Origin of the sequence: Pseudomonas sp. M2, assembly GCF_015751845.1 — a bacterium.
Lineage (GTDB): Bacteria > Pseudomonadota > Gammaproteobacteria > Pseudomonadales > Pseudomonadaceae > Aquipseudomonas > Aquipseudomonas putida_E.
Map to the genome: position 1 here is coordinate 1673151 of NZ_JADOUD010000001.1, position 12438 is coordinate 1685588.

The following is a 12438-nucleotide window of genomic DNA, read 5'->3' on the forward strand; positions in this document are numbered from 1 at the left end:
CATTGTGTTGTTATCCGCCATGGCTCCGGCTCACGCCTCGGGCACGGGTGTATTGATCTGCCCGAGCGCCAGCGCCAGCTCCCTGACCTGGCGCTGCTCGCTCTCCTTGAAAGCCTGCAACTGCTGCCCCAGCGTCGGCGCACCTGACTGCCCTTCGCCACCCTGGCGCCAGGGTTTGCCACCGCTGAGCTCATACTGGCCGCCATCGTCCGGCAGCGTCTTGTCGAAAATATTGGCCAGGCTGCTAGCGCCGAACACGCTGGCATCACCACCGCCAAAGCCGAGGAAACCTGCCCCGGTGCCGTTGCCGATGGCGGAGCCGCCCTGCTGACCTGCGAACACCTGGGCAAGGTAGCTAGGCGCCAGGGCCCCCTCGCGGATAAAGATGCTGCCCAGCGGCGGCAGCCCACCGCCAGCACTGGGCACTTCGAACAACGGTACTGGCAGCAAAGGTGACTGGAACGCCGAGAACGCTGGTGCGGGTGTACCGGGCAGTGGTAGAGGCTGGCCGGCCAGACTTGGCGGCGTGGCCGGGTAGGCCAGGAACTGCGGGTCACCGCCCGTGCTCTGCAGCACACTGCCCTGGCCGACGAAACCGCCCTCCAGCCCGTTGCCAGCCATGTCACTGATAGCCGTGCCGCTGGTGTTCAAGGCCAATGCCAGGCTGCCGCTGCCGGCAACCCCGGCGATATTCACCTGCCAGGTACGGCTGTCGAGCTGCACCAGTGATTGCAGGGTGCCGCTGGCGTTGCCGCTCGATACCAGTTGGAAGTCGCTCAAATCAACGCCGCGAACCTCTTCACTGAAGGTCACGGTGAACCCCTGGCTGCCGTTGCCATTGGCAGGCGTCGGCACGATCGACTCGACGCTCGGCAAGCGTGTATCGACGATGATTCCAGCACTATCGCCAACCGCCCCCAGCCCTGGCTGCAAGGCATTGCCGGTAGCGTCGTGCAAGGTCGCGCCATTGGCTGCCAGCCCCACTACCTGAATGCCGTCGGCATCGTTGTCGCCAGCCTGGATGCGGTACTGGAACACCAGCGTCGGCGTGCCGGAGCCAGCGACGAAATCGGCATACACCGTACGCCCACCAACATCCAGTGCCAGTTGCGGGGCGCCATCGACGATCACCGCTTCGCTGGTATCGACCACGAAGGTCAGCGTATCGCCGGTGTTGTAATGCACTCCCACCGGCACGCTGACGCTATTCACCGTGGGGGCGTCATGGTCGATGTTGTACACCGCGCCGGTCAGGCCACCCGTCAGCACGTTGCCGGCCACATCGCTGATCGCAGTGCCAGCGGCCTTCAGGTTCAAGCCCAGGGTACCGGTGCCGCTGACACCGCTGGCGGTGATCTCATAGACGCCATCGCTTATCTGGCGCAGGCCACTGAGCGTAGCGCTGGCGGTACCGCTGGCGACCAGGCTGAAGTCGGCCAGGTCAACGCCGTTGACGCGTTCGCTGAAGGTGACGGTGACGCGTACGCTCTGCGCGTTGCTCGGGGATGGGTCGAGGGTGACGATGCCGACGGCTGCAGGTGCCAGTGTATCGACCAGCACCTTGCTGGTGTCGGCGACGCCATTCAAGGCCAGGTTCATTGCATTACCCTGGGCATCGCTCAGGGTGGCTCCATTGGCCGACAGGCCGGTCACGCGGATGCCGTCGCTGTCATTGTCGCCGGCCTGGACGATGTACTGGAACACCAGCGTCGGCGTGCCAGCACCCGCCATCAACTCGGCGAACACCGTGCGCCCGCCGACTTCCAGCGCCAGGCGTGGCGAACCGGCCACCTGCACTGCTTCACTGGCATTGACCACGAACACCAGCGCATCGCCGGCGTTGTAGGAAACGCCCGCCGGCCCACCGACGCTGGTCACGCTAGGGACGCGTGTGTCGATGGCGTAGTTGTTGGAAATGCTGCTACCCACACCGGCGTTGCCAGAGGCCGTGGCAACTACGCCACTGTTGTCCAGAGAAACAAGGTTACTGGTGTCTTCGACATTGCTGGTCGGTGTCAGCGTTGCGGTCCAGGTGATGCCACCGTCCTGGCTGCTCAGATTGGTCAGCACACCATTGGCCGCGCTCATGTCAGCCAAGGTAAAGCCGCTGACCGCTTCGCTGAACGTGATGGTCACCAGGCTAGATTCGCCCGCCCGCAACGCGTTGTCGGCCACCACGATGGTCGCGGTAGGGACAATGGTGTCGACCGCGTAGTTGCCCGACGAGGTAGTGCCGCTGCCAGTGTTGCCGGCAAGGTCGGCGATGCCCGTGTTGGCCAGGGTGATGACATTGCTGGTATCGCGCACACCCACGGCCGGGGTGAAGGTGGCTGTCCAGGTGATGCCGCCGTCGGCACTGGAAAGCGCGCTCAAGGTGCCATTGGCAACAGTCAGGTCGGCATTGCTCAAGCCCGTCACCGCTTCGCTGAAGGTGATGGTCACCTGGCTGGTTTCGCCCACGGTCAGGTTGCTGTCGGTGACCACGATGGTGGCGGTCGGGCGCTGGCTGTCGATGGCGTAGTTGTTCGAGTCGGTACTGCCGGAACCTGCGTTGCCCGCAAGGTCCGCCACGCCGGTATTGTCCAGGGTGATCAGGTTGCTGGTATCGCTGATACCAGCTGAGGGTGTCAATGTCGCCGTCCAGGTCACGCCACCGTCGCTGCTGGAGAGCCCGCTGAGGGTACCGTTGGCCCCGCTCAGGTCGGCCAGGCTGAGGCCGACCACCGCCTCGCTGAAGGTGATGGTCACCAGCGACGTCTCGCCTGCCGCCAGTTGGCTGTCGGCCACCACGATGGTTGCCGTCGGGCGCTGGGTGTCGATGGCGTAGTTGTTCGAATCGGTCGTGCCGACACCGGCGTTGCCGCCCTGGCCGACCACTCCGGTATTGTCCAGGCTGATCAGGTTGGTGGCATCGGTGATATTGCCGGTAGGCGTGAAGGTGGCGGTCCAGGTGATGCCGCCATCGGTACTGGAGACCGTGCTCAGGGTGCCGTTATTCACCGTCAGGTCGGCATTGCTGAAGCCGCTCACCGCCTCGCTGAAGGTGATCGTTACCACGCTGGTTTCGCCAATGCGCAAGGCAGTGTCGGCCACCACGATGGTCGCGGTAGGGACAATAGTGTCGACCGCGTAGTTGCCCGACGAGGTAGTGCCGCTGCCAGTGTTGCCGGCAAGGTCGGCGATGCCCGTGTTGGCCAGGGTGATGACATTGCTGGTATCGCGCACACCCACGGCCGGGGTGAAGGTGGCTGTCCAGGTGATGCCGCCGTCGGCACTGGAAAGCGCGCTCAAGGTGCCATTGGCCACCGTCAGGTCGGCATTGCTCAAGCCCGTCACCGCTTCGCTGAAGGTGATGGTCACCTGGCTGGTTTCGCCCACGGTCAGGTTGCTGTCAGCGACCACGATGGTGGCGGTCGGCCGCTGGCTGTCGATGGCGTAGTTGTTCGAGTCGGTGCTACCGGTGCCGGCGTTGCCAGCCGAGTCCATCACGCCGGTATTGTCCAAGGTGATCAGGTTGCTGGTATCGCTGATGCCAGTTGTGGGCGTCAGTGTCGCAGTCCAGGTCACGCCACCGTCAACGCTGGAGAGCGCGCTGAGGGTACCGTTGGCCACGCTCAGGTCGGCATTGCTGAAGCCGACCACCGCCTCGCTGAAGGTGATGGTCACCAGCGACGTCTCGCCAATCGCCAGTTGGCTGTCAGCCACCACGATGGTTGCCGTCGGGCGCTGGGTGTCGATGGCGTAGTTGTTCGAATCAGTCGTGCCGACACCGGCGTTGCCGCCCTGGCCGACCACTCCGGTATTGTCCAGGGTGATCAGGTTGGAGGCATCGGTGACATTGCCGGTGGGCGTGAAGGTGGCGGTCCAGGTGATGCCGCCATCGCTGCTGCTCACCGCGCTGAGGGTTCCGTTGGCCACGGTCAGGTCGGCATTGCTGAAGCCGGACACCGCCTCACTGAAGGTAATGGTCACCAGCGACGTCTCACCAAGGCGCAACGCAGTGTCGGCCACCACGATGGTTGCTGTGGGGACGATGGTATCGACCACGTAGTTACCCGAGGAAGTGGTGCCGCTGCCAGTGTTGCCGGCCAGATCAGCCACCCCTGTGTTGCTCAAGGTGATGACGTTGCTGGCATCCTGCACGTTGCTCGACGGCGTGAAAGTGGCCGTCCAGGTGATGCCGCCGTCGCTGCTGGTCAGCCCGCTCAGGCTGCCGTTCGGCGCCGACAGGTCGGCCAGGGTGAAGCCGGCCACCGCTTCGCTGAAGGTGATGGTCACCAGGCTGGTTTCGCCCACGGTCAGGTTGCTGTCAGCGACCACGATGGTGGCGGTCGGGCGCAGGCTGTCGATGGCGTAATTGTTCGAGTCGGTGCTACCGGTGCCGGCGTTGCCAGCCGTGTCCATCACGCCGGTATTGTCCAAGGTGATCAGGTTGCTGGTATCGCTGATGCCAACTGTGGGCGTCAGTGTCGCAGTCCAGGTCACGCCGCCGTCACCGCTGGAGAGCGCGCTGAGGGTACCGTTGGCCACGGTCAGGTCGGCATTGCTGAGGCCGACCACCGCCTCGCTGAAGGTGATGGTCACCAGCGACGTCTCGCCAATCGCCAGTTGGCTGTCGGCTACCACGATGGTTGCCGTCGGGCGCTGGGTGTCGATGGCGTAGTTGTTCGAACTGGTGGTGCCGAAGCCCGCGTTGCCACTGCTCTGGCCCACCACACCGCTGTTGTCGAGGGTGATCAGGTTGGAGGCATCGGTGACATTGCTGGTGGGTGTGAAGGTGGCGGTCCAGGTGATGCCGCCGTCTGCACTGGCAAGCGTGCTCAGGGTGCCGTTGGCCACTGTCAGGTCAGCAGTGGTGAAGCCGGCCACCGCCTCGCTGAAGGTAATGGTCACCTGACTGGTCTCGCCGATACGCAGGGCCGCATCGCTCATCACGATCGTCGCCGTGGGTTGCAGGGTGTTGACCGTGTAGTTGCCGGAGTCGGTGCTGCCGCTGCCAACGTTGCCGGCAAGGTCGGCGATGCCCGTGTTGGCCAGGGCAATAACGTTGCTGGCGTCCTGCACGTTGATCGACGGCGTGAAGGTGGCCGTCCAGGTGATGCCGCCGTCGCTGCTGGTCAGCCCGCTCAGGCTGCCGTTCGGCGCCGACAGGTCGGCCAGGGTGAAGCCGGTCACCGCTTCGCTGAAGGTGATGGTCACCGTGGTGGTTTCACCCACGGTCAGCGTCGTGTTGGCCATCACGATGGCCGCAGTTGGCCGCTGGCTGTCGATGGCGTAATTGTTCGAGTCGGTGCTACCGGTGCCGGCGTTGCCAGCCGTGTCCATCACGCCGGTATTGTCCAAGGTGATCAGGTTGCTGGTATCGGTGACATTGGTAGCGGGCGTGAAGGTGGCGGTCCAGTTGATGTTGTCGCTGGTGCTCAGGCCGCTGAGCGTGCCGTTCTGTACCGTGAAGTCGGCCAGGGTCAGGCCGGTGACGGGTTCGTTGAAAACGATGGTGACGGTGCTGGTTTCGCCAATGGCCAGGCCGCTGTCGGCGACCACGATGGTCGCGGTCGGCCGCACGGTGTCAACAGCGTAATTATTGGAGTCGGTGGTGCCGCTACCGCTATTGCCGGCAGCGTCGGCCACGCCGGCGTTATCCAGGGTGATCAGGTTGGTGGCGTCAGTGACAGTGCTGGCGGGCGTGAAGGTGGCGGTCCAGGTAATGCCGCCATCGCTGCTGCTCACCGCGCTGAGGGTTCCATTGGCCACGGTCAGGTCGGCATTGCTGAAGCCGCTCACCGCCTCGCTGAAGGTGATGGTCACCAGGCTGGTTTCGCCAATGCGCAAGGCGGTGTCCGCGACGACGATTGTCGCTACCGGGCGTTGGGTATCGAGGCTGTAGTTGTTCGAGTTGGTAGTGCCGGAGCCGGCGTTGCCAGCACTGTCAGTCACCCCCGTGTTGTCCAGGGTGATGAGGTTGGTCGCATCGGTAATGTTGCTGGTCGGCGTGAACGTCCCGGTCCAGGTGATGCCGCCATCGCTGCTGCTTATCGCGCTCATAGTACCGTTGGCCACGGTCAGGTCGGCATTGCTCAAGCCGGTCACTGCCTCGCTGAACGTGATCGTCACCAGGCTGGTTTCGCCGATGCGCAAGGCATTGTCGGCGACCACGATAGTGGCGGTGGGGCGCTGCGTGTCGATGCTGTAGCTCGGCGACACTGTGGCGCCACTGCCAGCATTGCCCGCCAGGTCAGAGACGCCGGCATTGTTCAGGGTAATCGTCGCACTGGCGACAGTGGTGTTGGCGGAGGGGGTAAAGGTCGCACTCCAAGTGAGGCCACCATCACTGCTGCTCACTGCCGACAACGTACCGCCCATCACCGTGAGGTCAGCATTGCTGAAGCCAGCCACCGCTTCGCTGAAGGTGATGGTCACGTTCGATGTGTCGCCGACTTTCAGTGCGGTGTCACTGAGGCTGATGGTAGCGGTCGGCGGCACCGTCTCGCGGACACTGACCTGCACCGTGGCGGTACTGGAGGTAGCGCCATCGCCGTCGCTGACGGTTACCGAAACTGATCGGCTGGCCTGGCCGATGCCATTGCCGGCATTACCGTTGTCATACGTGATACTGCGCACCAGCGCCTGTACCGACGCGGCCGTGGCATTGGCGTTGAACGTCACCACCAGGCTGGCGCCGCCGGTGCCGCCGGCAACGGTGCCGATGGCCACCCCGCCGTAACTCACCGTATTGCCGCTGAGGCTGATCTGCCCGGCGCCGTTACCCACGCTGAGGATGCCCAGGGTATCTTCCCCGGCTACGCCATTGGCGCTGACCGAGGCCGTTAGGTTGCCACCGCCGAAGTCGGCCGAGTCACTGTCGCTGACCGTGGCATTGCCGTTCGCGTCGATCAGTATCGCGCCATTGCCCTGGGTGAATGCCGTGCTGTCGCCGTTGAGGTTGCCGATCACCGGTGCGCTGTTCTGCGCCAGCACGACCACCGAAGCGGTACGCGTAGTACTGCCCATGTCATCGTTGACGCTGACGGTCACGCTGCGCGTGCCAGTGGTATAGGCAGCCGCCGCGTTGCCATAGGCCACCGATGCAAGAATCGCCCGGTACTGGGCCAGGGTGGCGACACCGCTCAGGGTAAGCACGGCGCTGCCCGAGCCGCTTACCGTGATGCCGAACCCGGCGGCCGTGGCGATCTGCGCTGCGCTGAGCGACAAGGTTTCGTTGGCACCATCGGCCACACCGCTCAATGCCAGCGAGGCACCGCTCACCTGGGTGTCGCCGTCAGTCTGGGTCAGGGAGATGTTCGGCACGATCGCCACTGCGGTGCCGCTGAAGTTGACCGTGCTGTCGTTGCTGCCAGTAGTGGTGTCCAGGTCGACCACCGGTGGTGCCGAATACAGTACCTCGTAGGCACCGATATCCACACCGCCACCGCGTGGCCGCTCGAAACCGCGCAGGTCGGTGGCCGGGGCGCCACTGCTGGTGCCCTGGTCGATGGCGTTGCTGGCCGTGGAAGCCAGGCGGTAATCACCCCCGGCAGCATCGACGAAGTTGACCGTGGTGCCGATCAGGTTGGTGATGCTGGTGTAGCTGCTGCCGGTGATGGCATCGGCCGCAGCGCCGTTGACGGTGTTGCCGGTGAGGATGGAGTTCTGCACCGTGATCGTACCGACCTGGCCGCTGGCCCAGCCAAGGCCGGCGGAGGTGATGCTGCCGCTACCGGTATTGAGGAACACGTTGTTGGCAATGGTGCTGTTGACGATGTTCACCGAGCCGCCCACGTTGCTCAGGACGATCACCGCGCCCCCCGCGATGGTGCCGGTAAAACTGTAGGTGCCGGTGTTGTTGTAGATCGCCACGTTTTCCAACACATGGTTATTGGCGCCACCCAGGCGCACCAGCGATGACATCGCGGTGCCTCCGACGATACTGGCGCTGTTGTCATGAATGGTGGTGTTGCGCACCACTACCGTGGAGCCGACACTTAGCGCCGAGTTGATCACCGCACCGGCGTTGTTCTGGAAGTTCGAATCTTCAACGGTGATCGAGCCACCGTTGGCACGGATCGCGCCACCGGTGAGGTTGCCCGAGAAGTCACGGAAATCGAGGTTGCGCACCGTCAGCACGCCGCCGCTGTTGCTCTGCAGCCCCGACGCCTCGGCCGCATCACGTACGCCGTTGTTGTTGACGTCGCCACTGAGGATGATATCGCCTCGGCCGTCGCCATCCACATCACCGTTGATGGTGATGTTGCTGGTGACCAGCAAGGCCGAAGCGGTGGACCAGCGGATGGTCTGGCCACTCAGCGATTGATGGAACACGATGATGTCGCTGCCACTGCCGGCGGCGGAGCCGTTCACCGATGTGTCGGTGTTGGCGGCCTGGATCGCCTCGGCCAGCGAGACAAAGCTATCAACCGCAGTGGACGTGGCATTGGTGTCGGTTACCGTGATGGTCGCCAGCGACGTATTGAACGCCGTCAGGTCACCACGTTGCACACCAACGCCCGCAGCGACCTCGCCGGAGACAGTCTCCAGCTCCCAGTCCTCGCCCTCGCGGTTGCCGGTCGAGTCGGAAGACGCGCCTACATCGGCACCGCTCAGCCTTGCCACTTCATCGACGAACAGCTCGCCATCACTGCCTTCGCCGGTGTTGCAGGCGAAAAAGCGGATGTCGCCCCCCTCGGCCAGGCTGGCACCGATGCGCGCCAGGTCGGCCTGATGGCTGGCCAGCTGATTGGCCCAAATGGCGTTGCCGGCCAGGTACACATAGCCGCTGTCACCGTGGCTGATGATATCGATGGAAGTGACATCGGTACGGCCGTCGAGGTAATCAGCGATCTGCTTGAAACCGTCCTTGCCGTTCTCCAGCACCACCACCTCGACGCCGGCGGGCAGGCCGGCGATGAGCTTTTGATAGTCACTGACGGCGGAGTCGACGAACACCACTTCGTGGCGCTCGGCAGCCAGGGTAGCCGGCGCCGTAGCGGGTGCGGCCTGCTGCGCGCTTTCATGGCTCGCGCTGTCCTGGGTACTGGACGTATCGCTCGCGGTAGCGGTGTCCTTGCTGGTGGCCGTGGCAGCGGCTACCTCAGCGGCCTGGGCGCCCTGGTCGGCGACCACGGCCACCGAAGCATCGAACATCATGCGGGGTTCCAAGGCCTGAATCAGGCTCGGCCGGCTCATGGAAACGCTGGGGTTTTGGTTCTTCTTGTTTCGCTTCCAGAATGCCATGCCAACCTCATTCAGCCCTTGGGCTGGTTGATCCTGTAACTGCGCCAGGCAAAGGCGCATCCTTGTCGAAAAATCCTGACGCACCGCGGGGAGCCGACATGCTCCCCGCGATGAACTGCACTGCCTTGACTCAGTTACGGCTCGGGAAGATGCCTTCCAGGGCGATGATGAAGTTCATGCCCAGGTAGGGGTTTTGCACAGAAACAGGCAGCGAGGCACCACCCAAGTTGACGCTGGTTTGAGGCACCGTGACGTTGAACGGCTTGAGGCTGGTGTTGGGCACGTCACTGGAATAGATATCCGCCGCCGCCCCTGCCCCCGAACTGTCAAAAGACTTGGCCAGCACGTTGCCAGACGAAGGTGCCGCAGCGTTGGCATCGCCTTCCACCGCCGGTATGGCCACCGAAACGGTCTGGGCAGGGATCACCGCCTGCTGCATCGGCATGTTCGACTGCAACAGCGTGACATCGTTGACACCGCCAGCTTCGCCCTGCACCACATCGGCCAGGCCTGGCCCGGTGCCGAAACCGATTGGCCCGCGACCGCGCAGGTCTGGCAGGGCGAAGGTGGTCCGGCCATCACCGCCATACATGGTGCCAAGCAGTGCGAACAACGCGTTGTTCTGGGCAATGCTCATCAGCTGACCTTGGCAGAATGCCCAACCGCGAGGCGCAAAGTTGCCTGCGAACATCTTGATCTCACCGAGAAACGGATCCATTTGCTGCTCTCCTATGACTACCTGCAAGGCGGACCTGGTGGCCCGCGAAATGGGTTCAGGAACGATGCATCTTCAGGTACAGACCATTGTCCTCGACAACCGCGAAGCCACTGCGCCGATACAGGCGCACTGCCGGGCTGTGCGAAGTGACGTGCAAACCGGCGCTCAGGCCCTGGCGGTCAGCCTGTGCCAGCCACTGGCGCAGCAGACGAGAGCCGATACCCTGGCCCTGCCAGGCGGGCAAAATTGCCATATCAATGATCTGCAGGTGGCTGTCGGCCCATTGCAGGGAAGCACGGCCGATACGTTCGTTGGCGGTTTCGATGATCAGAAAGCAGGCGTCGGGGTACTGCGCCTGGTAATGCAAGTGCTGGGCACGCCACTGCTGGTCGAGAAAATGCTCGATCGTTGCCTGGTCCCACGCCAGCGCGGCCATTTCGGCGGCCCGGGTGGTACCGTACAAGGCGCGCAGAAACACTTGGTCAGCGTCCACCACGGGACGGAGAAGCACTTCAGAGGTCGACATCGGGTCACGCTTCCCTGCTGTAGTTACCCCATGGTGGGGGAGCACTTCCAAGTGGATTGTCCTACACGATGGCGTAGAGCGTAGTCGATTGGCGAGGCAAATCGCCACCACTGTGTCGTGCGATTTACACAGTTTCCTCAAACAGGTGTTCGAAGCCTTTTGGCGCCAGTTTTCAGGCGTTATGCAAGCGTATGAATTCCAAGCACTTATAGGGTTCTAGCGCCCATTTACGCACACCTTCAAGTACTTGCTCGCTGGCTTGTGCTCGCTTGCGCTGGCTGTCAGCACTGAAGTTCATGCTCGGTTGCTTGGCATCGAACGCTGCCACTTCACGCAACCTCGGCACATCGCTGGGCATCACCCCGAACACTGGGGCCAGGCGCCCCCAGATGGCCTCAGGCAGTTCACTGTAGTTGACGGCAATGCCGCCGTGTTCCCGGCATAGCTGCAGGCCGGCCTTGAGGATCTCGCCTACCACCCGGCAGGTGTATTGCACCGTGTCCATGCCCTTGCCGCTGCCCAGCAAGGTGTCCAGCAGCGAGGCGCCAAGCAGGCCCGGCACCCGGTGCATGCCGGCCTGGCGCAACTGCGAGACAACGATCTCCAATGGGTCGCGATACAGGAAGACCCTCGGCACTTCGGGGTACAGTTCGGCCAGTAAGGGCGCTTCGAACACGTTCCAGGCATCAAGTTTGATCACCAACTGGCGCTCATCGCCCTGGCGCCGCTGGCCGTAGGCTGAAAGCAGTGCGCGCACGCCTTCGGCCTGCCAGTCCTTGGCGCCTGGGTCCTGCAGCGATGCCCTCAGCAGGTTGTCCAGGGGTGGCGGCTCGCTGAGCACGATGTTGCGCGCCTGGCTGGCCAACAGTTGTGCGATCAGCGTGGAGCCGCATCGCGAGGCATGGAACACCAGCACCGAAGGTGCCAAGCCCGGGCTGCGCACTTGCCAGTCCAACAGTGCCTGCAAGTTGGTGTCGCGGCGCAGGGCCTGGTTGAACGGCAGGCGTAAGGCCTGATCGACGTCGTCTCGGAAAAACGGCCTGGTCAGGGGCTGCTGGCCAAACCAGCACCAGTCCAGGCGCCACTCAGCCTTGTCACGCCACAGGCGAATGGGCATCCAGCCGTGAAAACTGCCTGACGCATTCAGATTCGCCATTGATCGCTCCATGCTTGCTTGCCTTGGCGCATGGCACTCAGCACTTCGGCATCGGAAAACACCAGGCCCATGGTTGCACCGAGGGCAATGGCCGCGGCCACGAATGCCCGTGGATCGTCCAGTGCCTGCAGCCTGGTTGCCAGTGCAGGGGCATGCGCCACTTGCTCACGAAAGCGCTCGAAAGCCTGCACTGCCCGCCCCGGGCTCAATGCCGGGGTTAGTGCCCGCCCCTGTTCGATCAACCCGAGCAGCCAGTTGTCGGCCAAGCAGTCGAGCACCAGGTGGATACGCTCACCGGGGCCGGGGTTGTGCACCCGATGCGCACGTGACAGGTCAACGAACCAGCACTCGCCAGCCTGCATGGGGACCTGCAGGCCGTCGACGATAAATTCAACACCAGGTGGGCTCAGCAATGGCACATGCAGGCGCAGGCAGCCTCCAGGGCGGCCCAGGTCCGGGTCGCGGTGCTCGTGAATCCGCGCGCCCTCGCCCAGGCGCAGCAGACGTGCGGCCTGCAGGGATGCGCGAAATGGCCCCAGCGCGGCCTGCCACGCCGTCTCATGGCGCCACCAGTCCTGCCTCACGGGCGCGCCCCGGCCCGGTGCAAGCGGCACAGGAGCATCCTCGGCACTGACCAGCGCCACACCGCTCCAGTCGCCCTCGTGATAACCGCGGTTGAAATGCGCCTGCCAGGCCCCTGCCTCCACCCGTGCCAAAGCCTGCAGCAATGCCGGCAGGTCCATGGCAAGGGGCAGTCGGGAACATAGCGGCAGCGAGACTTCGCTCATGGCTGCTCCTTGCAGTGAA

The 12438-nt window shown here is 63.8% G+C and carries 5 protein-coding genes; all 5 read right to left on the reverse strand.

Features of this window, described 5'->3' with window-relative positions; translation table 11 throughout:
* Positions 1-30 precede the first annotated feature (30 nt).
* The 5 genes from IWW33_RS07860 to IWW33_RS07880 all read right to left on the reverse strand — a co-directional run bounded on the left by IWW33_RS07860 (position 31) and on the right by IWW33_RS07880 (position 12419).
* On the reverse strand, positions 31-9231 hold the full coding sequence (locus tag IWW33_RS07860; protein ID WP_196914261.1) for an Ig-like domain-containing protein: 9201 nt from the start codon (positions 9229-9231) through the stop codon (positions 31-33).
* Positions 9232-9361: 130 nt separating this feature from the next.
* Positions 9362-9949 (reverse strand): tail fiber protein, encoded by a 588-nt coding sequence (locus IWW33_RS07865; protein WP_174140965.1) that lies wholly within the window; start codon positions 9947-9949, stop codon positions 9362-9364.
* Positions 9950-10004: 55 nt separating this feature from the next.
* Positions 10005-10475 (reverse strand): GNAT family N-acetyltransferase, encoded by a 471-nt coding sequence (locus tag IWW33_RS07870; RefSeq protein WP_119688228.1) that lies wholly within the window; start codon positions 10473-10475, stop codon positions 10005-10007.
* A gap of 172 nt (positions 10476-10647) precedes the next feature.
* Positions 10648-11631 carry a sulfotransferase family protein gene (locus tag IWW33_RS07875; protein WP_174140966.1) on the reverse strand — a complete coding sequence of 328 codons (984 nt, stop codon included), beginning with the start codon at positions 11629-11631 and terminating at the stop codon, positions 10648-10650.
* The gene (locus IWW33_RS07880; RefSeq protein ID WP_174140967.1) at positions 11619-12419 is read right to left on the reverse strand and encodes an aspartyl/asparaginyl beta-hydroxylase domain-containing protein; all 801 of its coding nucleotides are present in this window, start codon (positions 12417-12419) and stop codon (positions 11619-11621) included. Before IWW33_RS07880 ends, IWW33_RS07875 begins: the two co-directional genes overlap by 13 nt.
* Positions 12420-12438 lie beyond the last annotated feature (19 nt).

Excerpts from the sequence above, each read along its gene's own strand:
- IWW33_RS07860 (WP_196914261.1), bottom strand. The coding sequence starts at position 9,231 with ATGGCATTCTGGAAGCGAAACAAGAAGAACCAAAACCCCAGCGTTTCC.
- IWW33_RS07865 (WP_174140965.1), bottom strand. The coding sequence starts at position 9,949 with ATGGATCCGTTTCTCGGTGAGATCAAGATGTTCGCAGGCAACTTTGCG.
- IWW33_RS07870 (WP_119688228.1), bottom strand. The coding sequence starts at position 10,475 with ATGTCGACCTCTGAAGTGCTTCTCCGTCCCGTGGTGGACGCTGACCAA.
- IWW33_RS07875 (WP_174140966.1), bottom strand. The coding sequence starts at position 11,631 with ATGGCGAATCTGAATGCGTCAGGCAGTTTTCACGGCTGGATGCCCATT.
- IWW33_RS07880 (WP_174140967.1), bottom strand. The coding sequence starts at position 12,419 with ATGAGCGAAGTCTCGCTGCCGCTATGTTCCCGACTGCCCCTTGCCATG.